Genomic DNA, 24,413 nt, shown 5'->3' with positions numbered 1-24,413 from the left:
CGTCCACTCCCCGGATCCCGCGGCACAGAGAGGCTCCACGCCACCATGACGACCCACGCCGGACGCGACATCATCGACCTGGCCGAACCACCGGACGAGGACCCGCTCGTCGACGTGGCGCGGCAACTGCTCAAGGAGATCGGCGAGGACCCCGACCGCGACGGGCTCAGGGACACCCCCCAGCGCTTCGCCCGCTGGTGGCGAGAGTTCGTCGACTACCACCCCGGTACCGTCGAGACGCTCTTCGAGTCCACGACCACCAGCCAGCTCGTGATCGTCTCCGACATCCGCGTCTGGTCGCTGTGCGAGCACCACCTCCTGCCGTTCAACGCGGCCGTCACCATCGCCTACCGGCCGACCGGGCACCTGCTCGGGCTGTCGAAGTTCGCCCGCGTCGCGCACCGCCACGCCCACAAGCTCCAGGTCCAGGAGCGGCTCGTGGCCGACATCGCGCACGACATCACCACCATCACCGGCACCCCGGACGTCGCCGTCATCGCCCGCGGCGAGCACCTCTGCATGACGATGCGCGGCATCAAGGCCAGCGCGCTGATGACGTCCACGGCCTACCACGGCGCCTTCGCCACCGACAGCGCGCTGCGCGGCGAACTGCTCTCCCTCGCCCGTCCCTGATCCGGGGGCACACCCGGCGGACCGGCCGCGCCAGGCCGGTGGCGCCGCTCCCTCCCGTGCCCCGACCACGCACCTGGACACGCCACCACTCCAGAGGAAACACCTGATGACAGAGGAAGCACCCGCGGTCCTGCTGGTCGACCCGATCCGCACCGGGGCCAGGTACAAGGCCGCAGCCCGCGAACTCGGGTTCACCGTCGTGTCGGTGTACACCGTGGAGTACAGCGCGGGCAGCCCCGGCCACGAGGTGGGCGACGACGTGTCGCTGTACGCGTCGGACGTCGACGAGGTCGCCAAGCAGGTCGCGGACCGCGGGCTGGACGTGCGCGCCGTCCTGCCGACGTTGGACACGGCCGTGTACCTGGCCGACATGATCGCGGACCGCCTCGGCCTGCCGGGCAACGACCACGCGCTCGCCTGGGCCAGGCGCAACAAGGCGGCCATGCGGCAGCGGGCGCGCGACAGCGGCCTGCGGGTGCCGGAGTTCCGGCTCGTGCCCACGGAGGGGATCGCCGAGGCGATCGGGGAGATCGGGTTTCCCGCCATCGTCAAGCCCACCATGGGGTCCTGTTCGCAGGGTGTCGTGGTGATCTCCGACGAGGGGTCGCTCGGCGCGCTGGACGGGTTGGTCACCCACGACGTGTTCGACGAGCCCATCACCGAGTGGCTGGTGGAGCACTACGTCCGGGGCCGCGAGTTCGCGGTCAACCACTACAGCGCGGACGGCGAGCACCGCCTGGTCGACATCTGGGAGTACCGCCAGCCCGGCGACGGCGACTACGACTTCCCGGTGTGGGAGACCGTCCAGATCGACGGGACGGACCCGGACTTCGCGCGGCTGAGCGACTACGTGCGCGACGTCCTCGACACCTACGGCATCCGCCGCGGCCCGAGCCACACCGAGGTGAAGTGCAACGCCGACGGCGTGTACCTCATCGAGGTCGGCGCCCGGCAGCCCGGCGGGCCCGCGATGGAGATGTGGGGCCGCTACAGCGACCTCATGCGGCCCTACCACGACTCCATCGAGTGCTACCTCGGCCGCCGACCGTCCATCATGGACCGTTCGCCGGACTTCCGGGCGGTCTTCGGCTCCCTGGTCATCCGCAACGACGAGGCCCCCGGCACGCTGCGGGCGGTGCACGGGATCGAGGCGCTGGACGGCCTACCCGGCATCGACCGGGTCATGGTGGAGTGCGCCCCCGGCGACCACGTCCCCCTGACCCGCGACAGCCTCAACATCCCGGTCAGCGTGTTCGTCACCGGTCCCGACCAGGACGCGGTGATCGCCACCCTGGCGATCGTCCGATCGCTGGTGACGCTGGAGATCGAGCCCGACCCGGTCCCCGCGGGCGTGAACGGCTGACATGACCCAGACGCGCGGCACGAGGTCGTTCGGCTTCGTGGAGACCTACCGGGACGTGCTGTCCACACCGGTCGACCGGCGGCTCGCGGTCGTGAGCCTGCTGTCGAAGATCCCGTACAGCATGTTCCCCGTCAGCGCGGTGCTGCTGCTGTCGCCCCGCTACTCCTACGGGGCGGCGGGCAGCGCGGCGGGGGTGATGCTGGTCGCGACCGCGGTGACCAGTCCGCTGCGCGGCAGGCTGGTCACCGGTCGGTCGGGCCGCGTGGTGCTGCTGCTGTGCCTGCTCGGCTACCTGCTCGGCGTCGCCGGGCTGGTCGTCGGCGCGTCGCAGCGGCTGCCGTTCGCCGTCGTGCTGCTGGCGGCGTGCGCGGCGGGGCTGTTCGTGCCGCCTGCGGGCATCCTGCTGCGCTCCCACTGGACGGCGACCGACCGGCTGCGCGGCAGGCCGTCGGGCAACGCGATGGAGTCCGCGCTGATGGACGCCACGCTCATCACCGGCCCGGTGCTGGCCACCTGGCTGAGCGTGTCCGCGCGCCCGGAGGTGCCCTTCATCGCCATCGGGGTGCTCACCGCGGTCGCGGTGCTGCTGCTCGCGGCGCCCGGCGGCGGGAGCGCCCCGACGTCCACGCCGCCCAGTTCGGCGCCCCGGTGGGCGTCCCGGTCGCTGTTCGCCGCGTTCGGGGCGCTGTTCCTCTTCGCCGCCGCGCTGTCCGCGATCGAGATCGCTCTGCCCATCCACGCCCAGCAGCAGGGCGTGACCGGCTACAGCGGTTGGTTCCTGGCCTGCATGTCCATCGGCAGCATCGTCGGCGCGCTCGCGCTCGGGGCGTCCTCGACGCTGGTGTCGGTGAAGCTGCCCGCGCTGCTCGCGTGCTTCGCCGCCGGGGCGTGCGTGCTGGGTCTGGCGATGCTGGTGTCGCCGATCGCCGTGCTGGCCGCGTGCCCGCTCGCGGGACTGGCCATCGGCACGACGTTCGCCCGCTTCTACGGCGCGCTCGGCGAGCTGACCCCGACCGGCGCCGACGGCGTCGTGCAGGGCTGGGCCACCAGCGTCACCATGGTCGGCTTCGCCGTCGGCAGCGCCGCGGGAGCGGCGCTCGCGGGCGCGCACGGAGCACCGGCCTTCCTGTTCCTGTCACCGGTCGCGGGCGCGGCCGCGACCGTCCTCGTGCTGGCGGCCCGTGCCAGGCCGACCGGCACCCACCCGGAGGGGCAACGATGAACTCGGAGTTCTACTCGAAGGTCGCGGACAGGTTCGGGGGTTACTCCAGCGGGGCCAAGCGCACCGAGGTCTTCCCGGACGGCGACCCGGAGGACGCCTTCGACGAGATCACGACGCGCCACGGCCACCCGGACGCGGCACTGCTGGACGTCGGCTGCGCCGACGGCCGCAACCTGCTGCGGATCGCCCCCGAGTTCGGGCGGGTCCACGCCATCGACATGGCGCGGGAGATGCTCGACTCAGCAGTGAGGCACCGCGCGGGCTCCGGTCTGCGCCACGTCGAGTTCGAGCTGAGGGACGCCTCGGCGACCGGCTACCCCGACGAGTCGTTCGACGTGGTCACCTCCCGCCGCGGCCCGCTGTTCACGCGGGAGTACCTGCGCGTGCTCAAGCCCGGCGGTTCCCTGGTGTACCTGGGGATCGGCGAGCAGGACGTGCGCGAGCTGAAGGAGGTCTTCGGCCGGGGGCAGCTCCACGGCCGGTGGGACGACGTGCCCCAGGCCACGCAGGCGCGCGCCGAACTGGAGGCCGCGGGCTTCACGACCGCGCGCGAGCAGAACTTCACCTACGAGGAGTTCTTCCTCGACGCGGGCGAACTCGACACGTTCCTGCACATGGTCCCGATCTTCGAGGACTACGACTCGGAAGCCGACGGCGAGCTGTTCTCCCGCTACGTCGCAGCGGCTTCCTCCGACCGCGGTGTCCGCCTCGGCAGGCACTGGTTCCTGCTGCACGTCCGGAAACCGGCGAGCCCGAGCCGCTCCTGACGCGCGCCACCCAGCGCAGAACGGATCGTGACATGACCATCTTCGAAGACCTCGAGTCCGAGGTGCGGAGCTACAGCCGGGTTTGGCCCGTCGTGTTCGACCGCGCCGAGGGCAGCACGCTCTACTCGGAGGACGGCAAGCCCTACCTGGACTTCTTCGCCGGGGCCGGAGCGCTCAACTACGGCCACAACAACCCGGTGCTGAAGGACGCCCTGCTCGACTACATCAGCAGGGACGGCGTCTCGCACGCGCTGGACATGTTCACCGTGGCCAAGCGCGACTTCCTCCAGACCCTCGACGACGTCGTGCTGCGACCGCGCGCACTCGACTACAAGGTCGTCTTCCCCGGTCCCGGCGGGGCCAACGCGGTCGAGGCGGCGCTCAAGCTCGCCCGCGAGGTGACGGGCCGCCACCAGGTCGTCAGCTTCACCAACTCCTTCCACGGCATGACGTTGGGCGCGCTGGCGGTCAGCGGCAACGCGACCAAGCGCGCCGCGGCGGGCGTGCCGCTGGCGCACACGACCCCGATGCCCTACGACGGGTACCTCGACGGCGCGCTGCCGGACTCCCGCTACCTGGAGCGGCTGCTGTCCGACGCGGGCAGCGGGCTGGACCGCCCCGCCGCCGTGGTCGTCGAGACCGTGCAGGGCGAGGGCGGCCTGGGGACCGCGCGCGCCGAGTGGCTGCGCGACCTGGCCGACCTGTGCCGCAGGCACGGGGTGCTGGTGATCGTCGACGACGTGCAGATGGGCTGCGGGCGCACCGGCGCGTTCTTCAGCTTCGAGGACGCCGGGATCGTGCCGGACATCGTGTGCCTGTCGAAGTCCATCGGCGGCTACGGCCTGCCGCTGGCGCTCACGCTCATCCGCCGCGACCTCGACGTCTGGCAGCCCGGCGTGCACAACGGCACGTTCCGGGGCGTCAGCCCGGCGTTCGTGACCGGCGCGCAGGCGCTGCGGACCTACTGGAGCGACGACGTCCTGGAGAAGTCCACCAGGGCCAGGGGCGACCGCGTCACGGCGGCGCTGGAGGACGTCGTGGCCGCCCACCGCGGCGCGGGCCTCCAGGTGCGGGGCAGGGGACTGGCCGTGGGACTGCGGCTGCCCGAACCCGGCGCGGCGAGCGAGGTGTGCGCCGCGGCGTTCCGCGACGGCCTGCTGGTCGAGACCTCCGGCGCGCACGACGACGTGGTGAAGCTGCTGCCGCCGCTGACCACGAGCGACGACGAGATCGACGAAGGACTGCGCATCATCCGGACCAGCGTGAGCTCCGTTCTCACGCGGTCACGTCATTGAGGAGAGCAGCTGTGAAGACGACCGTCCCGTCCGTCGACCTGGAGCAGTGGCTGACCGCCTCCGCCGACAAGCGAGAGCACGTCGCGGCCGAGCTGGACGCGGCACTGCGGAGCACGGGCATGTTCCTGCTCGACGGGCACGGGGTGCCGCGCGAGGTGATCGACGAGTTCCGCGCACGGGCCAAGGAGTTCTTCGCCCTGCCGCGCGAGGTCAAGGCCCGCTACGCCATCGAGGCCGCCTACGACAGCGGCTGGCTGGAGATGCACCCCGGCGGTGGCGTCGGCGTGCCGAGGGAGGAGGGCGAGGAGGCGCCGAGCGCGCCCGACCTGCACGAGTCCTTCTACGCCAGCCCGACCCACAGCACCGGCAGCCCTGACCTGGACCGGATCTACTACCCGGCCAACCGCTGGCCCGAGGAGATGCCCGAGCTGAGGGCCGCGGCCGAGGCCTACACCGGCCACATGGTGCGGGTCGCCGAGGGCGTCAACCGGCTGCTGGCCTCGGTGCTGGGGCTGCCGGAGGACTACTTCACCTCCCGCGCCACCAAGTCGACCTGGACGCAGAACGCGAGCTGGTACCCGTCGCTCAACGCCGTCGGCGGGGTCGCCAGCGGCCAGCTCCGCAACGGCCCGCACACCGACCTCGGCACGTTCACCGTCCTGAGCCGCCAGCTCGGCGTCGGCGGGCTCCAGGCGTGGAACGAGGAGGACGACTGGTTCGCGCCGCCCTACGGCCCCGACTCGCTGATCGTCAACCTCGGCGACCTCATGGAGCAGTGGACCGACGGCCGCTGGAGGGCGCTCAAGCACCGCGTGCTGGCCCCCAGCCCCACCGCACCCGACGAGGAGCTGCTGTCGCTGGTGTTCTTCTTCGAGACCGACCCGGAGACCGTGGTGGAGCCGCTGGCCGAGCCGATCGGCGGCGGCGCGGGGATGCCCACCGCGGTGGCCCGCCACGCGGTCCTCGCGAAGCTCGGCGTCGTGATCGAACCCACCTCCTGACCGGACGGGGAACGTTCCCTTGAGCAAGATCATCGCAGTGGTGTCCGGCGGGATCGACTCCGTCGTCATGGCGCACCACCTGGCCGAGCGGGGCCACACCCTGCACGTGCTGTCCATCGACTACGGGCAGCGCCACGACAAGGAGCTGGCGTTCGCGCGCGCGGCGGCCGACCGGCTCGGGTTCCCCTACGAGCAGGCCGACCTGAGCGCGGTGAAGAGCGTCTTCCGCGGCTCGTCGCTGACCGACCGGACGGTCGAGGTGCCGAAGTTCGGCACGCCGACCACCCGCAACCCGAACATCGTGCCCAACCGCAACGCGCTGCTGCTGTCGGTGGCGTTCGCGCTGGCGGTCGTGGAGGAGGCCGACGCCGTCGCGTTCGGCGTCATGGCCGACGACGTGGGTCCCTCCGACACCTCGCCGGAGTTCCTCACGCGGTTCCTGGCCATGGAGAAGGTGGCCACCGCGCGTCCCGAACTCGACCTGCTCGCGCCGCTGATCGAGCTGCACAAGACCGGCGTGGTGTCTCTGGGCGAGGAGCTCGGGGTGCCGTGGGAGCAGACGTGGACCTGCTTCCGCGGCGAGGAGCTGCACTGCGGGGTGTGCGCGGCCTGCGCCGAACGGCGCGGGGCATTCGACGAGCTCGGGGTCAAGGACCCCACCGAGTACGCCGAGTAGGGAAGTTCCAGCCGACCACCGGGCGAGCGCTCGGAGTCACGACACACGAGGAGGTGGTGCCTTGTGGAACCGGAACTCGTGGTCAACGAGATCTTCGGCCCCACGGTCCAGGGCGAAGGACGGTCGATGGGGCGCAGGTGCGCGTTCCTGCGGCTCGGCGGGTGCAACCTGTCGTGCCACTGGTGCGACACCCCGTACACCTGGGACTGGCAGGGCGTGAGCGCGAGCGGGGTGAAGTACGACCCCAAGGTGGAGCTGCACCGCAGGACGGTCGCCTCGGTCGCGGAGGAGCTGCTGGCCTTCGGGGTCGACATGGTGGTCATCTCCGGCGGAGAGCCGCTGGGCCAGCAGGCGCGGCTCGTGCCGCTGATCGACATCCTCGTGCGCAACGGGGTCGAGATCGAGATCGAGACGAACGGCACCCACGCGCCCGCGCCCGAGCTGGTCGACGCGGGCGTCCGCTTCAACGTCTCGCCGAAGCTCGCGCACTCGGGCGACCCGGAGGCGCGCCGGATCATCCCGGCGTCGCTGACGAGCCTGGCGACGACACCTGAGACGATGTTCAAGTTCGTCTGCCGGGACACCGACGACCTCGACGAGGTCGCCGGACTGGTCGACCGCTTCGCCATCACGTCGGTGTGGATCATGCCGGAGGGGCAGAGCGGCGACGAGATCGGCAAGCACATGGAGAACCTGGCCGACGAGGTCGTCGACCGGGGTTGGAACCTCACCACCAGGCTGCACACCCTGGTGTGGGGCAAGAAGCGCGCGGTGTGACGGCGGTGGGGGCGGGCCCGGCCCGTCCCCACCACCCCGCCGCCCGGACCGGAACGCAGGTGAAGAGACCCGTCGTGCTACCTGGTGACCAGACCCCGCGATGTCCCGAGACGGCACCGGGGTAGGACGGTGCGCTCGTTCGTCTTCTTCACCACCGCCTACTCGCTGTCGGTCTTCGGCACCTACCTCAACCTGATCGTCCTGAGCCTGTTCACCTTCCAGCTCACCGACAGCGCGCTCGGCACCGGTGCGGCCCTGGCTCTGCGGGTGCTGTCCGGGTTCGTCAGCGGAGTGCCCGCCGGGCGGCTGGCGGGGCGGGCGGACCGGTGGCTGATGATCGGCGCCGACCTCGCGCGGGCCGCGGCCGTGGTCGCCTTGCTGCTGTGGCCGGGCATTCCCGCCCTCGTGGTGGCGTGCGTGGTCCTCGGCGCGGGGAACACGGTGTTCACCGTCGCGCTCCGCAGCGCCGTCCCGGACCTGGTGGGCCAGGAGAACAGGACGCGGGCCAACGGCTACCTGGTGACGGGCCGGGCCGTGGCCACCGTGCTGGGCCTGGCGTCGGCGGGCACGATCATCCCGGTCGGCGGCTTCCAGGCCGCGTTCGCCATCACCGCCGCGTCGTTCCTCTGCTGCGCCGCGGCGGTGGCCCTGCTGCCCCGGCGGGCCAGGGAGGTCACCTCCGCCGACACGACCCCGCCCGCCCTGCGGCACCGGTTCGCGCTGGGCTGGGTCGTCGTCTGCCTGCTGGTGCTGCGCGCGGCCGACGCGCTCGGCTCCGCGTCGCACAACGTGGCGCTTCCGCTGTACGCCGAGCAGAACGGCGCGGTGGCGTTCATGAGCTACTTCATGACCGCGTGGGCGGTCGGCACCCTCTGCGCCCACCCCCTGGTGACCCGGTGGGTCAAGCGCCGCGGTGCACCGCCGTCCGAGCGGGCGTTCGCGGTGGGAACCTGCCTGATGTCCGTGTCGTTCGTCGTCGCGTTCACCGGGGTGCCGACACCGGTCGTGGTCGTCGCCGCGGCCGTCGCCGGCCTGGCCGACGGGTTCACCGAGATCTGTTACGTCTCACGGTTCCAGGCCATGCCCGAGCACCAGCGCGGTAGGTTGTTCGGGTTGTCCGCGAGCGTGGAGGCCGCCGGTTTCGCCGCCGGGACGGTGGCCGCCGGTTTCCTGCTGGGGGCGCTGCCGGTACCGGTGGCGGTCGGGCTGCTCCACGGTGCCACCTGCGTCGCCGCCGCGGCGTTCCTGCTGCTGTTCACCCTGCGCGGCAACCGTTCTGCACTCGACTCGAACCGCACCCAAGGGACAAACCATTGAGGACGAACCCACCGCGCGCGCTGAGCCACGGCGCCCCTCTGGAGCTGACCGACGACGACCCGCGCGACGCGGTCGAGGCTCTTGTGCGGGCTGCCGAGGGGTTTCCGGGTTCGGGAGTCCGAACCCCCGGCGGGCTGCTGACCTACGCGCGGCTGCTGGCACGGGCCAGGCGGCTGCTGACCGGCCTGCGGGAGGCTGGACTGGAGGCGGGCCACCACGTCGTCCTGCACGGTCTGCCGCCCGAGGACTTCTTCCCCGCCTTCTGGGCGTGCGTGCTCGGCGGCGTCGTGCCGGTCGCCATCACCGAACCCGCGTCGAGCGGAGCGGCGCTCGACCGCGTGCGCGGCACGTGGCGCCTGCTCGACGAGCCGCTGGTTCTCACCGACGCGGCGGGCGCGGCGGCGCTGCGCAGGCTCGGCGGACCACCGGGCGTCGACATCGCGCGGTGGGAGGACGGTCCGCCCGCGGCCGACCTGCACCGACCGGACGAGACCGACGTGGCGCTGCTGATCCTGTCCTCGGGGAGCACCGGAACGCCGAAGGCGGCCCGGCTGACCCACCGCGCGCTGGCGGAGTTCGCCGCGGGCACCCGGCGGGAGATGGACCTGCGGCCCGGCGACGTCACCCTGAACTGGCTGCCGGTCGACCACAGCGGCGCTTTCCTGCTCTACCACGTGCTCCCGGTGTTCACGGGGTGCACCAACGTGCACCTGCCGACCGGGTCCGTGGTGGCGGATCCCCTGTCCTGGCTGGACGAGCTGGCCGAACACCGGGTCAACCACTGCTGGTCGCCCACGTTCGGCCTCCAGCTCGTGGCCGACGAGCTGGCCCGCGCGCCGGACCGGTCCTGGGACCTCTCGGCGATCCGGACCCTGTTCTGCGGCGGTGAGCAGGTCCTCGTGCCCGTCGTGCGGCGGTTCCTGGACGCCACGGCGGCGTTCGGCGTGCGGCCCGAGGCGCTCATGCCGGTGTGGGGCATGGCGGAGACCACGACCGCGATCACGCTGGGGCGCTGGACCTCTCCCGGCAGCGTCCGGCACGTGGCCAGGTCCAGCCTGCGCGGCGAGCTGCGGTGGGTCGAGCCCGACGACCCGGACGGCACCGCGTTCGTCGCGGTCGGGCGGCCCGCGCCCGGTGCCGCGCTCCGGGTGGTGGACGCGGAGGGGGAGGTGCTGCCCGAGCGCTGGATCGGCGCGCTCCAGGTGCGCTCGAACCGGGTGACCGCCGGGTACGCCAACAACGCCGCGGCGACCGGGGCCGCGCTGCCGGACGGGACGTGGCTGCGCACCGGCGACCTGGCGTTCCTGGTCGACGGCGAGCTGGTGATCACCGGCCGGGAGCAGGACGTGATCGTCCTCAACGGACAGAACGTGCCCGCTCACGAGGTCGAGGAGGTGGCGGGCGCGGTCGACGGCGTGCCGGTGGGCGGGGTCGGCGCCCGCGGGATCCCGAACCCGAGCACCGGGACCGACGACCTGGTCGTGTTCTTCGAGGCCGTGGCACCCGACCCGGACGAGGTCGGCAGGCGGATCAGGGAAGCCGTGTTCACCAGGCTGCGGCTGACCGCGGCGCGCGTGGTCGCCGTCCCGGCGGGCGAGTTCCCCCGCACACCCAGCGGCAAGGTGCGCCGAGCCGCGCTGCGCGACCGGCCGGACGTCCCCGACGCCGTCGGTGCGGAGGAGCGGGTGGGTGCGCCGGTCGCGTCGGCGGTGGTGGTGGAGCAGTCGACCGTCGCGGCTGTGGTGGCGGACCCGGCCGGGCGTGTGCCGGAGGAGGTCGAATCCGCTCCGCGATCGGTTGACGTGGCGGCGGTCGTCCGCGACGCCGTCGGTGCGGACGCGGATCCGCACACGCCGTTCTACGAGCTGGGGTTGACGTCGGTGCACCTCCTCCAGCTGCGCAAGCGCGTGGAGGAGCGGCTCGGCACACCGGTCGCGACGACGGCGGTGTTCGAGCACCCGACCGTCGCGGCTCTGACGGCGCACCTGGTCGGGCGCCTGTCCGAGGACGTCGAACCCGCTCCGCGCCCGCCCGCGCTACCGGCGGACGGCGGGCCGGACAACCGGATCGCCATCGTCGGGATGGCGGCCCGCTTCCCCGACGCGCCCGACGTCGACCGGTTCTGGGCCAACCTCCGCGACGGGGTGGACAGCGTCCGGGTGTTCGGCCCCGCCGCGGACCCGGCGGTCGTGCCGGTGGGTGGTGTCCTGGCGGACGTGGACTCGTTCGACGCGGACTTCTTCGGCGTGAGCCCGCGCGAGGCCGCGTTCACCGAGCCCGCGCACCGGCTGTTCCTGGAGTGCGCCCACCAGGCGTTGGAGCACGGCGGGTACGCCGGACCGGCGCGCCCCGGCACCCGGATCGGCGTGTACGCCGGTACCGGCATGAACCTCTACGGCCACCAGGACCGGATGGACCCGGAGGCGACCGCGGTCGCCGACGTGCCCAGCGCCATGCAGGCGACCATCGGGGGCGAGCCCGACTTCCTGGCCACCAGGGTCGCCTACCGGCTGGGGCTCACCGGGCCCGCGATCGGGGTGCAGACCGCGTGCTCGACGTCGCTGGTGGCCGTGCACCTGGCGGTGCAGGCGCTGCTGAGCGGCGACGCCGACCTGGCGCTGGCGGGCGCCGCGGCCGTGCGGACCCCCCAGGACTCGGGGTACCGGCACTTCCCCGGCTCGATCCTGTCCCCGACCGGGCGCTGCCGGACCTTCGACGCCGACGCGGACGGCACGGTGGGCGGCAACGGCGTGGCGGCCGTGCTGCTCAAGAGGCTCGACCGGGCCCTCGCAGACGGGGACACCGTGCACGCCGTGATCCTGGGAACGGCCGTGAACAACGACGGCACGGCGAAGGCCGGGTTCACCGCGCCCAGCGTGTCCGGCCAGGCCGCCGTGATCCGGCAGGCGCTGGCGCGGGCCGGGGTCGACGCGGGCACCGTGTCCTACGTCGAGGCCCACGGCACCGGGACGCCGGTCGGCGACCCCATCGAGTTCGAGGCCCTGTCGCAGGCCTTCGCCTCCGCCCGCACCGGGTCCTGCGCGCTCGGGTCGGTGAAGCCGAACATCGGCCACCTCGACAGCTGCGCGGGCATGGCCGGGCTGATCAAGACCGTGCTGATGCTGGAGCACCGGGAACTGGTGCCGACCATCAACCTCAGCCGCCCCAACCCCGCGCTGCGGCTCGACGGCAGCCCGTTCGTGCTCGCCACCGAGCGCCGACCGTGGACCACCGACGGCACACCCCGCCGCGCGGGGGTCAGCGCGCTCGGCGTGGGCGGCACCAACGCGCACGTCGTCCTGGAGGAGGCGCCGCCCGTTCGCCCGACGCCGGACACCGGCGGGGCGGTCGTGGTGCCGCTGTCCGCGCGCGACCCGCGGGCGCTGGCCGAGACCGCGGAACGGCTGCGGGCCCACCTGGTGGCGCACCCGGACCTGGCGGCGGCCGACGTGGCGACGACGATGGCGCTGGGCAGGCGGCACCTGCCGCTCCGGGCCGCGGTCGTGGGACGGACCACCGCCGACCTGGTGCGGGCGCTGTCGGAGACCCCGCGGGCGGGTGGCGGCGGGCCGCTGGTGTTCGCGTTCAGCGGGCAGGGCGGCCCGGTGGCCGAGAGCGCCGAGCGGCTGCGCCGCGAGTTCCCCGTGACCGCGCCCCTGCTCGACGCCTACACCGGCCCCCTGCTCCAGCCGCGGCTGTTCGTGTACCAGGCCGCGCTGGTCGAGCTGTGGCGGTCGTTCGGCGTGCGGCCGGACACCGTCCTCGGCCACAGCGCGGGGGAACTGGCCGCGCTGCACGCGGCAGGCGTCCTGTCCTTCGAGGACGGTGTGCGGCTGACCTCGGTCCGCGGTGAGCTGATGCAGTCCACCGAACCCGGAGCGATGATCGCGGTCGCCACCGAACCCGCCGTGGCGCGGGAGGTCGCGCGGGACAGCGGGACCGAACTGGCCGCGGTCAACGGGCCCCTGTCCCAGGTGCTCTCGGGCGACCTCCCGGCGATCGAGCGGGCGAAGGCCCTGCTGGAGCGGCGGCAGGTGTCGTGGCGGGTGCTGGACGTCGACCGGGCGTTCCACTCGGCCCTGCTGGACCCCGTCCTGCCCGAGTACCGCAGGCACGCCGAGAAGGTCGACCTGCGACCGCCGCGCATCCCCGTGGTCAACGGCCTGGACGGGACCATTCTGTCCACTGTGGATGCCGATCACCTCGGCAGGCACGCCCGCCTGCCGGTCCGGTTCGACCTGGCGCTGGCACGGGTGGGCGACGCGGCGCTGGTCGTCGAGATCGGCCCCGGCGACGTGCTCACCCGCCTGGGCAGGCGCACGTCGCCCGGCAGCCGGTGGGCACCGAGCCAGGGCACCCCGGACGCCCTGCCGCTCGCGGTCGCGGAGGCCTACCGCGGCGGCGCGGACGTGGACTGGACCGCGCTCGCCCCCGGCGGGCGGGTCCCGCTGCCGGGCTACCCGCTCGAACGGAGGCCGGTGGCACGCCCCGACGTGAAGCCCGCCCCCAGCGCCGACGGCGGCACCGCGGACGCGGTCCGCGCGCTCACCGCGCGGCACCTGGGGACCGACCCGGCCACCGTCGACCAGGACCGGTCGTTCCTGGAGATGGGCGCCGACTCGCTGGTGCTGATGGCCATGGTCCGCGAACTCGACCAGGGGTTCGGCGTCCGCGTGCCGATGCGCGACCTCTTCGAGGGCACCGACACACCGCGCAAGCTCGCCGCCCTGCTCGGGCCGCGCACGCCGGTGGCGGCGGTCGAACCGCCCGCACCGCCCCCACCACCCGCACCGGTCGTGGTCGAGCCGGAGCGGCACGAGGGGGCGCGGTCCGTCGTCGACCAGCAGCTCGACCTCGCCCGGCACATGGTGGACCAGGTCACGACCCTGATGGCGCGCCAGCTGGAGTTCCTCGGCGGCGACGGGCCGACGTCGGCGCCGCCGCTCCCCGAACGCCCGCGACCGGAACCGCGACCGGAAACGCGACCGGAACCGCGGCCGACGTCCCCGCTCGGCCCGTACGACGCGCCCTACCCGGCAAGCGGTGCCGCGGTCGACTTCAGCCTCTACTTCTTCGGCGACTACCCGGACCAGGCGGGTCACGACAAGTACCGGCTCATCACGGACGCGGCGGTGTTCGCCGACGACCACGACTTCCACGCGGTGTGGTTGCCGGAGCGGCACTTCCACTCCTTCGGTTCGCTGTTCCCGAACCCGTCGGTGCTCGCGGCGGCGCTGGCCGGGCGGACCAGCCGGATCAGGCTGCACGCCGGGTCCGTCGTGCTGCCCCTGCACCACCCCATCCGGGTGGCGGAGGAGTGGTCCGTCGTCGACAACCTGTCCGGCGGCCGGATCGGGCTGTGCTTCGCCAGCGGCTGGCACTCCAGGGACTTCGCGCTCGCCCCGGAGAACTACGGCAGGCACCGCGAGGAGGTGTACACGCGCCTGGACACCGTGCGGCGGCTGTGGTCCGGTGAGAGCGTCGAGGTCACCGGCGGCGACGGCGACCCGGTCGACGTTCGGCTCTACCCCGGCCCGGTGCAGCCGCGACCGCCGATGTCCATCGCCGTGGTCGGCAACCCGGACAGCTACCGCCGCGCCGCGACCGAGGGGCTCGGCGTCGTGACCAACCTGATGTCGCAGACCGTCGAGGAGCTGGCGGCGAACATCGCGCTGTACCGGCGAACGCGCGAGGAGGCGGGGCTGGACCCGGCCGCCGGACGGGTGGTCGTGCTGGTGCACACCTACCTGGGCGACGACCTGGACGCCGTGCGCGCCGAGGCGTTCGAGCCGTTCTGCGGCTACCTGCGCTCGTCGCTGTCGTTGTTCGGCCAGGTCACCAACAGCCTCGGCGTGCGGATCGACCTGGACAACACGGCACCGGAGGACGTCGACTTCCTGCTGGAGCAGGCGTACCAGCGCTACTGCGAGTCGCGGGCGCTGATCGGGACGCTGGACAGCTCCGAGAAGGTGATGGCGGGCCTGCTCGCCGCCGGGGTCGACGAGATCGCGTCGTTCGTCGACTTCGGCGTCCCCGCCGACCGGGTGCTCGCGGGGCTGCCCGCGCTCGACGCCCTCCGCCGCCGGTACAGCGGCGGCGACCGGGCGCTCTCGGCCGCCGAGCGGCGCATCTGGTTCCTGGAGCGGCTGCACCCCGGCACCAGCACGTACAACGAGCCGAAGGCGATCAGGTTCGACGGCGTGCTCGACCCGGACGCCCTGCGCGGCGCGCTGCGGCGCGTCGTCGAGCGGCAGCCCGCGCTGCGGACGGTCTTCCGCGAGGTCGACGGTGAGCCGAGGGCCGTCGTGCTGGACCGGGTCGACGTGGACGTCCCGGTGGTGGACGTCGCGGGCGCGGACCAGGCCGAGGCGCTCGACGAGGTCCTGCGGACGACCGGGCGCGAGGTGTTCGACCTGGCCGAGGGCCCGCTGCTGCGCGCGACCCTGCTGCGGTTCGCCGCCGACCACCACGTCCTGTTCCTGGTGGCGCACCACATCGTCTTCGACTCGCCGTCCACGGTGGTGGTGACGCGCGAACTGGCCGCGCACTACCGCGCGTGGCCGCGGCAACCGGTCCTGCCGGTCGTCGCCGTGCCCGAGGTCGGCGGGGCCACCGATCCCGAGGCGGACCTCCGGTACTGGTCCGACCTGCTCCGCGACGCCCCGGAGCTGCGGCTGCCCACCGACCGGCCCCGGCCGGCCGTGCGGACGGGCGCGGGGGCGAGCGCGGTCCACGAGCTGGACGCGGAGCTGACCGAGCGGGTGCGGCGGTTCGGCCAGGAGCAGCGCGCGACGGTGTTCACGGTCCTGCTGGGCGCGTTCGCCGTGGTGCTGTCCCGGTTCAGCGGCCAGGACGACTTCGTGCTCGGCACCGGGGTGGCCGGGCGGCCACCGGGTGCCCAGGACACCGTCGGCATGTTCGTGGACACCGTGCCGCTGCGGCTCGACCTGTCCGGCGACCAGGGGTTCGCCGAGTTCGCGCGTGCGCTGAGCCTGTCCACGATGGAGTCCTACGAACACCGCGGTGTGCCGTTCGACCAGCTCGTCCGCGAGCTGAACCCGCGCCGCGACCCCCACCGCAACCCGCTGTTCCAGGTCGCGGTGGAGTACGAGCACGAGGGTTCGGTGGAGTTCGCGCCGCCGAACGTGGCCGCGACGCTGGTGGACCTGCCGAGCGAGCGGGCGCCGCTGGACCTGGTCCTGTACCTGACCCGGCGCGCCGACGGCGTGGGCTGCATCGTCGAGTTCGACACGGACCTGTTCGACCGCGCCACCGTCGACCGGCTGCTGGCGTACTTCGACCACGTGGTGCGGTTGGCGGTGGAGGGCGTCCGACTGTCCGAACTGGACGGACTGGTGGAGGGCGACCGGCTGCTGCTGGAGTCCTGGCAGGGCGCCGAGGTCGAGGACTCCCCGCTGTGCCTGCACCAGGTGGTGGAGGCGCAGGCCGACCGCGTCCCGGACGCGGTCGCGCTGACGGGTCACGACGGGGAGCTGACCTACCGCGAGCTGGACGAGCGCGCCAACGGGATCGCGCACCGGCTGATCGCCTCCGGCGTCGGGCGGGGCGACCTGGTCGGTGTCCACCTGCCCAGGGGACGGGCGCTGGTCGCCGCGGTCCTCGGCGTGCTCAAGGCGGGGGCCGCGTTCGTGCCGCTCGACCCGTCGCTCCCGCCGCGGCGCCTGCGGTTCATGGCCGACGACGCCGCCGTGGCCCTGGTCGTGACCGATCGCGGGCGACCGGTGGTCGAGGGACCGCCGTCGCTGCTCGTCGAGGACGTCGACCCGAGCGCCGAACGCCCCGACCGCGGGGTCGGGCCGGACGACCTGGCCTACTGCCTGTACACCTCGGGGTCGACCGGGCGGCCGAAGGGCGTGCTGGTTCCGCACCGCGGACCGGTGAACCTGGTCCGCTGGCACCTGGCCGAGCGCCCGCCGACGCGCACCCTCCAGTGGGCGTCACCGGCCTTCGACGGCAGCGTGTACGAGGTCTTCACGACCCTCGCGTCCGGTGCCGCGCTCGTGCTCATGCCCGACGAGACCCGGTACGACCCGGCGGCCGTCGCCGACGTGGTCCGCCAGCACGGCGTGGAGCGGTTCACCATGCCGTTCACGGCCCTGCGGCACCTGCTGGAGACCCGCCCGGTGCTGCCGTCGCTCAGGGAGGTCGTGTCGGCGGGCGAGGCGCTCGTCGTCTCGGACGCGGTCCGGGACTTCCTCGCGGGGCACCCCGACTGCGCGCTGCACAACTTCTACGGCCCCACCGAGGCGTCGATCGGGGTCACGACGTGCCGGGTCGACCCGAGCGAGACGCACCCGCCGATCGGCAGGCCCGTCCAGGGCGTCCGCGTCGAGCTGGTGGACGCGCGGGGCCGACCGGTGCCGGTGGGCGCCATCGGGGAGATCCAGCTCGGCGGTGTGTGCGTCGCCGACGGCTACCTCCGGCGGCCCGAGGAGACCGCCGCCGCGTTCGTCGCCCCCGGTCGGTACCGCACCGGCGACCTCGCCCGGTGGCGGGCAGGCGGGACGCTGGAGTTCCACGGCCGCGTCGACGAGCAGGTCAAGATCAGGGGGCTGCGGATCGAACCGGCCGAGGTCCGGCACGTCCTGTCGGGGCTGCCGGGCGTCCGGGAGGCGGCGGTGCTCGTCCGGGACGGGGAACTGGTGGCGTACGTCGCGGGCGACGCCGACCCGGCGGCGCTCACCGACCTGCTCGGCGAGCGGCTGCCGTCCTACCTGGTGCCCCGCCGGTGGGTGCTGGTGGACCGGTTGCCGGTGACCGCCAACGGGAAGCTGGACGAGGCCGAGCTGCCGCCACCCGGCACGGGGGAGGCGCGGGAGTCGGCGCCCACCACGCCCGCGGAGCGGGTGCTGCACGAGCTGTGGTGCGCGGAGCTGGACCGGCGGGAGATCGGTCTGGACGAGTCCTTCTTCGAGCTGGGCGGCCACTCGCTGACGGTCGTCCGGCTGCTCAACCGGGTCAGGGACCGGGTGGGGGCCGAGTGCTCCATGACGGAGTTCTTCCGCGACCCCACCATCCGCGGGATGGCCGCCAGGCTCGACGTGGAGGGGACGGCGCCGCTCACGTCCGCCCAGCGGCGGTTGCGGCGTCGCCACCACGCGCACGCCAACCCCGCGATCTACGCCGGTCTGTCCAGGGTGGACATCGGGGGAGACCTGGACCCGGCACTGCTGCGCGGAGCGCTCGACGAGCTGACCCGCCGCCACTCGGCCCTCCGCACGAGGATCCGCGACGACCGGCAGGAGGTGCTCCGGCCGTTCCCGGTGGACCTCGCGGTGACCGAGCTGGCCGAGGCCGACGTCGACCGCTGGTGCCTCGACCTGGCCGAGCGGGCGTTCGACCTGGGCACGGCACCGCTGTGGCGGGTGGGACTGGCCCGGATCGGCGAACGCCGGTGGGTGCTGGCCGTCGTGGTGCACCACATGGTCTTCGACGGCTGGTCCGCCTCGGTGTTCTGGAACGAGCTGAGCGCGCTCTACGCCGGGGCGGAGCTGCCGCCGCCGTCCGCGCAGTACCCCGACCACGCGAGGGCGGAACAGGAGGCGCTGCGCGACCGGCGGGCGCTGGAGTCGTTCTGGCGCACCGAACTCGCGGGGGCGACCCTGCGTTCCCCGCTGCCGACCGACCGCCCCCGTCCCGCCGTGCTGTCGGGTGCGGGCGCGACCGTGCGCACCTCGGCGTCCGCCGCGGACCTCCGCTCGGCGGCGGCCGGGGCGGGCACGACACCCCACGTGGTCATCGCGCGGGGGTTCGCCGACTGGCTGGCGGCCAGGTCGGGTCAGCCGGACGTCGTCCTGGCCGTGTCCAGCTCGCGCCGGACCCGGTCCGAGCACGAGACGATGATCGGCTACGTCGGGGAAGCGGTGCTGGTCAGGACCAGGCCCGGTGACGACCTCGCGGAGCGCCTGTACGCGGCTCTCGACCACCAGGCCCTCCCGCTGAGCGAGGTGGTCCGGGCGGCCATCCCGCACGAGGCGGACGACCCGTACCCCGCGGTGCTCTTCACGGTGGTGGCCGAACCGCCGGTCGACGTGCGGCTCGGCGGGGCCACCGGCCGCATCCGGGGGCAGGTCGTCCCAGGGCTGGCCCGCACCGAGCTGTACGTGGTGTTCACCCTGGACGGGGACGTCCTCGCGCTCGACGTCGAGTACTCGACGGACCTGTACGACGACTCCACCGCGTCCCGGTGGGCCGCCGAGATCATGGCGGCCGTCGAGGCGGTCACGGCCCGCCGCTGAGCCGACGCCGTTCGCCCGCCCCGGATCCGGGGCGGGCGAACGGGGTTCAGGGCTTGGTCAGCGCGCAGTGCGGCCGGTGCAGGTCCAGCCGCGTCCCGCGACCGAGGCAGGGTGCGATCCGGTCGACCTGCTGGCCGTAGGCGCGGCCCCGCACCGCCGTGGTCGTCCCGTCCGGCGCGACCTCGCAGGGGTTGTCGTCGGTGCACACCTCGCCCGCGGTGTTGTGGGTGTTGTGCACGCCCACCACGGTGACGCCGTCGGCGGCCAGCAGCGGCGACCCCGACCAGCCCTGTGACGGGGCGCAGTCCGCGTCGGTGGCGTAGCGGATCGAGCCCGCCATCTCGTGCGCGCCCTCCCGCAGGCGGTCGACGACGGCCTCGGCCGTGCAGGTCGAACGGCCGCTCGCGTGCACCAGGGTCAGCGGATCACCCGCGCGCACCGGCCCGGACGTGAGGCGGAAGACCTTCGCGCCCTCGGCCGCCAGCCGCGCGTAGCTCTTGTCCAGCCGGTAGAGCGCGACGTCGGTGCCGGTCATCGTGGCGTACACCAGGCGGGTCGCGCGGGCGGTGGCCCGCGGGTAGCCCTGCGCGTCGGCGATGGAGACCTCGCGGGCGGCGGGCAGGTCGACCAGCGCGCTGCCCGGCGCGGGCCGGTCGCCCTGGACGCAGTGGCCGTTGGTGAGCAGCAGCGCGCCGTCCCACGCCGCCGCGCCCGGCGGGCGGACCACCGAGCCGACGCAGCCGTCCAGGCCGACCGAGCCCTCCACGTCCGGGATCACGTCGTCCGGCGGCACGTCCGTGCCGGAGATGATGCCGTCGATCCAGTCGGTGTGCCTCGTGACGTCGGTGTACAGCACGGGCTCGCCGTCGCCGCTCGGCCCGCTGACCACCCCGGCCAGGACCCGGTCGTCGCCCTCGCGGACCAGCGCGGGCCCGCCGGAATCCATGTTCCGCGCGCCGACGCGGCCGTCCCGGCTGCCGACGCACAGCTCGCCGACGGGCGCCGCTGCCGTGCACGTCGAGATCGGCTGAACCGCGGTGTCCGCCTCGTGCAGCCTGGTGGGGAAGCAGTCGGGGTTCGTGCTGTCCTCGCAGGTCATGCCCCAGCCCAGGATGCGCGCGGGCGTGCCGTCCGCCGGGGTGGTCGAGGCGATCCGCACGGGCTCGGCCCTGACCGGGGTGCGCAGGTGCAGCAGCGCGACGTCCCTGCCCCAGAAGCCGCCCTCGTCGCGGCTGGTGGCCAGCCGGTAGTAGTGGTCGACCTCGGCGACCTCGCCGCCCGAGGTGGTGTCGAGCGACCCGACGCGGACCTTCCAGCCGCGCGGGACGCCCGTCCTGGCGTTCGTGGGGTTCTTGCCGGCGCAGTGGCTCGCGGTCAGGACCCACCGCGGCGCGAGGACCTGCACGCCGCAGCCGTGCCCGTCCGGCCTCGGTGGTTCGGGGTAGGAGGGCTGGAAGGACCCGGCGAACGGGTACGCCGCGGTCGACCCGGTGCCGCCGACGACGGCGAGCGCGGGCGTCGCGCCCAGGACGGAGAAGGCCAGCGCGGTGGCGGCCAGCAGGGTGGTGCTTCGCATGGCCCCACCGTGCTGGGCCGGTGTCCGCGTGAGGCGATGATCAGGTGGTGGTTCGGCAACGGACGCAGGCGGAACCGGAGCAGGACCTCGCTCGACGTCGCGGGGTGGGCGGCCGGTCCGCCCGAGGGTGCCGCCGGGGCGCGGGGCCCGCGACGTCGAGCCCGTCGGGAACGGGACCAAGCGGGTGCCGGGGTCGGTGAGCCCGCCGTGGCGGTGGGCCGCGCTGCCCGCGTGGAGCAGCCGGGGCACCGCTCGGACCGGTCGCGCAGGACGGACTCGCCTGCCCCGCCACGTCGGCCTCCGGTGCCCGACCCCCACCGGCCGCTCGTTGTCCGGCGCCGTGCCGGTGCGCCTGGTCGACGGGGGTGACGTGGCCGCCGGGGATCAGCCCACGCGGTCGAGCAGCGCGCGGAGGTCGTCGCGGCGGGGCAGGCGGGCGAGGTGGTCGCGGGTGCGTTGCTCCGCCGTGCGCCTGGTCGCGGCGTCCGCGTCGGTGTCCAGCGCCAGTTCCGCCTGGCAGTGCACGTAGTTCAGGTGGGTGGCGATCCGCATCCCGAACGACGACAGGCCGCGCAGCCGGGCCGTGCCACCCGCGGCCCGGTACCGCTCCACCAGGCGCGCCGCGCCCGAGGCGTCGACGGTCCCGTCCACGGCGTGCCAGTGCGCGAGCACGAAGCCCAGCTCCCGTTCGGGACTGCCGGTGTCGGTGCCGTCCCAGTCGAGCACGGCGAGTCGTCCCCCGACCACCAGGAGGTTCGACGGCTGCACGTCCAGGTGCAGGAGCTGCTGCGCGTCCGTCGGCGGTTCCGCCGTGATCGCCGCCAGGTCCAGGATCCGAGGCAGGGCGGCCACCAGGTCCGCGGTCCACTCGGCGCCCGCCCGCGCGGCGGCGGCCACCACCGTCGACCAGGCCGCCTCGTCGGGACTGGTGGAGTACCACGGGTCCGGGTCGTTGACGGGAGGAGCGCCCAGCGCGTGCATCCGGCCCAGCGCGTCGCCGACCAGGTCGGGCACCTCGCCCGCGCGGACCGGGGTGCCGTCGAGCCACTCGTAGACGCGCACGAGCTTCCCGTCCAGCTCCGGCGGCAGCCGGACCAGGTAGCCGCCGGAGGTGGACGGGACGTTCGCGGGCGACAGGATTCCGACGTCCGCGGTGAGGTCCCGGAACGTGACCTCGCGGTCCACCTCGGACTCCTGGAGCCCCCACAGGAACTCCTTCACCGCGTAGCGCGCCGCGCCGGTCTCCAGCCGCCACACCACGCCGACGGAACCCCGCCCCGCCGGGACGATGCTGCGGGGGCCTCGCCGTTCGACCGCGAAGTGCGCGCACAGGTGGTCCGCGAACTCCGCGAGCCGGTCGTCGTCCACGGCCGTCATCCCACCACCTCGTGCCGAGCGGGGTGCGGGCCGCGTCCGGGAACGGCGGGGTGGTCCACCGCTCAGCCGCCGATCCGGCCGCGGTCGGCCCGGTAGACGGCGACGACGGCCGGTCGGGGTTGGCTGGTGCCACCACCCGGCCAGTGCGAGGCCGGGTTCTCCACGGTGGCGTCGTCGACCTCGCCGGGGTGCTGCACCGAGACGAGCACGAACCGCTCCGCGACGACCGGTCCGCAGGCCTCCGCGCCGATCGGCACGGTCAGGAACTGCCGGACGTGGCCGCGTTCCGCCCCGTCCAGCGGGGTGGCGAACAGCCCGTCGTTGGAGCCGAGCGCGTTGCCGTCGGTGGTGATCCACAGGTTGCCGTGGCCGTCGAAGGTGACGTTGTCGGGGCAGGAGATCGGGCTGACGTGGGTCTTGTCGTACCCGCCGTAGTAGGTGTCGGCCGCGCTCGGGTCGCCGCACACCAGCAGCAGCCGCCAGGTGAAGCGGGTCGCGGTGTTGTCGGACAGGGCCTCCTCGATCTCCAGCACCTGCCCGTTCCTGTTGCCCACGCGGGGTGACACCTCCGTGGCGCCCTCCCGGCCCGGCTTGCCCCGGTCGGTGTTGTTGGTGAGCGCGGCGTAGACCCTGCGGGTCCGGGGGTGCGGTTCGACGTCCTCGGGGCGGTCCATCCTGGTCGCACCGACCGCGTCCGCCGCCGCGCGCGTGAAGACGTAGACCTCGTCGGCGGAGAACCCCGGCACGAAGGACCTGTCGCCGTGGGCCAGGGGGATCCACTCCCCGCTGCCGTCGAACAGGCCGTCCGACGGCGGCCTGCCCGACCCGTCGACCTCCTCGGCCGGGCTGTCGCCGGTGAACCTGGCGACGTACAGCGTGCCGGAGTCGAGCAGGCGCTTGTTGTGCTGGCGGGCGTGCCTGCTGCGCCCCGGCTTGACGCGGCCGTCGGTGACGAACTTGTACAGGTACTCGAAGCGCTCGTCGTCGCCCATGTACGCGGCCACGCGCCCGTCCCGCGCCACGATCACGTTGGCGCCCTCGTGCTTGAACCGGCCGAGGGCGGTGTGCTTGACGGGCGGCTCGTCGGGCTCGAACGGGTCGACCTCGACGACGTACCCGAACCTGTTGGCCTCGTTGGGTTCCCGCGCCAGGTCGAAGCGCTGGTCGAACAGCTCCCACTGCCGGATGCCCGCTCCGCGGGTGAAGCCGTAGCGGGCGAGCCGCGACCTCGCGACGGGATCGGCGACCGCGTCGGCGTTGGCGAAGGCGATGGTGACGTTCTCCTCGCCGGAGAGCACCGTGCCCCAGGGCGTGAGGCCGCCGGAGCAGTTGCTCTGCGTGCCCAGCACCACCGTGCCCGTCGGGTCGGCCGAGGTCGTCAGGTACGGCGACCCGGCGGCCGGTCCGCGCACCTCGAACGGCGTGGTCAGCGTGATGCGGCGGTTGTGCTCGCCGTCCACCCTCGCGTGGAGCCTGCCGGTGCGGTGGTCGAGTTCCACGAGCACGACGGACATGCCGTGGGCTGCCCAGCCGATCTCCGCCTGCTCGCGGGTCAGGGGCCGCGAGCCCCACTCGCGGAACATCAGCTCCTCGGACGAGTACTCGTGGTTGTTCACCATGAGCCACCGGTCGTCGCACCCCGGAACCGGCACCAGGGCGCAGTAGTCGTTGTTGTACCCGAACTGCGCCGCCTGCGCGGCCGCGGTCTGGTTGTCGAAGTCCCACTCCGGTGCTCCGGGGAGCACCGGGTCGCCCCAGCGGATCAGGACCTCCTGCACGTAGCCCTCCGGGACCACGACGGCGTCCTCGCGGTTGGGGGCGACGGGCTCGAAGTCCACGCCGGGGGCGCACGGGTGCGCGCCGGGCTCGGCAGGCGCGGCGGTGGTGCGGAGCGCCGCGCCACCCGCGACGGCCAGCACCACGCCCGCCCGCAGCAGACCGCGCCGCGACAGGACCCCGCCCGCGACGTCGCCGAAGTACTCGTTGTCCGACCGGTTCGGCTCGTCCCGCGCGCACGCGCTGCCGCACCGGTAGGCGCAGGTCCTCGCCGAGCGGCCGAGCGGGTGGTCGGGCAGCAGCGGGAGACCGGGGTACTGCTTCCCCTGGGACAAGGCGACCTCCGTGCAGTCGTGCCGGGAACAGCCGTGAGC

The 24,413-nt window shown here is 73.8% G+C and carries 13 protein-coding genes; 10 read left to right on the top strand and 3 right to left on the bottom strand.

Annotated features, from left to right (window positions below; genetic code table 11):
* Positions 1-45: 45 nt before the first annotated feature.
* From folE to VFZ92_RS27550, 10 genes are all read left to right on the top strand, one after another.
* The gene (folE, locus tag VFZ92_RS27595) at positions 46-633 is read left to right on the top strand and encodes a GTP cyclohydrolase I (RefSeq protein WP_330878962.1); all 588 of its coding nucleotides are present in this window, start codon (positions 46-48) and stop codon (positions 631-633) included.
* Between the two features lie 106 nt (positions 634-739).
* Positions 740-1,996: an ATP-grasp domain-containing protein gene (locus tag VFZ92_RS27590; protein ID WP_330878961.1), complete on the top strand. Its 1,257-nt coding sequence runs from the start codon at positions 740-742 to the stop codon at positions 1,994-1,996.
* A 1-nt stretch (position 1,997) separates the two neighbouring features.
* Positions 1,998-3,218, top strand: a complete 1,221-nt coding sequence (locus tag VFZ92_RS27585; protein WP_330878960.1) for an MFS transporter — start codon at positions 1,998-2,000, stop codon at positions 3,216-3,218.
* A complete protein-coding gene (locus VFZ92_RS27580; protein ID WP_330878959.1) occupies positions 3,215-3,985 on the top strand; it encodes a class I SAM-dependent methyltransferase in 771 nt (256 codons plus the stop codon). The genes VFZ92_RS27585 and VFZ92_RS27580 overlap by 4 nt, the downstream gene beginning before the upstream one ends.
* A 32-nt stretch (positions 3,986-4,017) precedes the next feature.
* Positions 4,018-5,280, top strand: coding sequence for a diaminobutyrate--2-oxoglutarate transaminase (gene ectB, locus VFZ92_RS27575; protein ID WP_330878958.1), 1,263 nt, complete (start codon positions 4,018-4,020; stop codon positions 5,278-5,280).
* An 11-nt stretch (positions 5,281-5,291) separates the two neighbouring features.
* Entirely contained in the window at positions 5,292-6,281 is a 990-nt protein-coding gene (locus tag VFZ92_RS27570) for an isopenicillin N synthase family dioxygenase (protein WP_330878957.1), read from the top strand.
* 19 nt (positions 6,282-6,300) lie between these two features.
* Positions 6,301-6,957: a 7-cyano-7-deazaguanine synthase gene (locus tag VFZ92_RS27565; RefSeq protein ID WP_330878956.1), complete on the top strand. Its 657-nt coding sequence runs from the start codon at positions 6,301-6,303 to the stop codon at positions 6,955-6,957.
* Positions 6,958-7,020: 63 nt separating this feature from the next.
* Positions 7,021-7,734 carry a 7-carboxy-7-deazaguanine synthase QueE gene (locus tag VFZ92_RS27560; protein WP_330878955.1) on the top strand — a complete coding sequence of 238 codons (714 nt, stop codon included), beginning with the start codon at positions 7,021-7,023 and terminating at the stop codon, positions 7,732-7,734.
* A gap of 129 nt (positions 7,735-7,863) precedes the next feature.
* On the top strand, positions 7,864-9,051 hold the full coding sequence (locus tag VFZ92_RS27555; RefSeq protein WP_330878954.1) for an MFS transporter: 1,188 nt from the start codon (positions 7,864-7,866) through the stop codon (positions 9,049-9,051).
* Positions 9,048-19,310, top strand: a complete 10,263-nt coding sequence (locus VFZ92_RS27550) for a non-ribosomal peptide synthetase/type I polyketide synthase (RefSeq protein ID WP_330878953.1) — start codon at positions 9,048-9,050, stop codon at positions 19,308-19,310. Before VFZ92_RS27555 ends, VFZ92_RS27550 begins: the two co-directional genes overlap by 4 nt.
* A 46-nt stretch (positions 19,311-19,356) precedes the next feature.
* On the opposite strand, the gene VFZ92_RS27545 is transcribed toward VFZ92_RS27550, so the two are convergent.
* The 3 genes from VFZ92_RS27545 to VFZ92_RS27535 all read right to left on the bottom strand — a co-directional run bounded on the left by VFZ92_RS27545 (position 19,357) and on the right by VFZ92_RS27535 (position 24,374).
* Positions 19,357-20,886 carry a trypsin-like serine protease gene (locus VFZ92_RS27545; protein ID WP_330878952.1) on the bottom strand — a complete coding sequence of 510 codons (1,530 nt, stop codon included), beginning with the start codon at positions 20,884-20,886 and terminating at the stop codon, positions 19,357-19,359.
* Between the two features lie 384 nt (positions 20,887-21,270).
* Positions 21,271-22,263: a phosphotransferase enzyme family protein gene (locus tag VFZ92_RS27540; RefSeq protein ID WP_330878951.1), complete on the bottom strand. Its 993-nt coding sequence runs from the start codon at positions 22,261-22,263 to the stop codon at positions 21,271-21,273.
* Between the two features lie 62 nt (positions 22,264-22,325).
* Entirely contained in the window at positions 22,326-24,374 is a 2,049-nt protein-coding gene (locus VFZ92_RS27535; protein ID WP_330878950.1) for a PhoX family phosphatase, read from the bottom strand.
* Positions 24,375-24,413: the final 39 nt, after the last annotated feature.

Origin of the sequence: Umezawaea sp. (assembly GCF_036375055.1) — a bacterium.
In the GTDB taxonomy this organism is placed as follows: Bacteria; Actinomycetota; Actinomycetes; order Mycobacteriales; family Pseudonocardiaceae; genus Umezawaea.
Note: the sequence above shows the minus strand (reverse complement) of the source record. Positions and strands in the feature narration are given on the sequence as shown.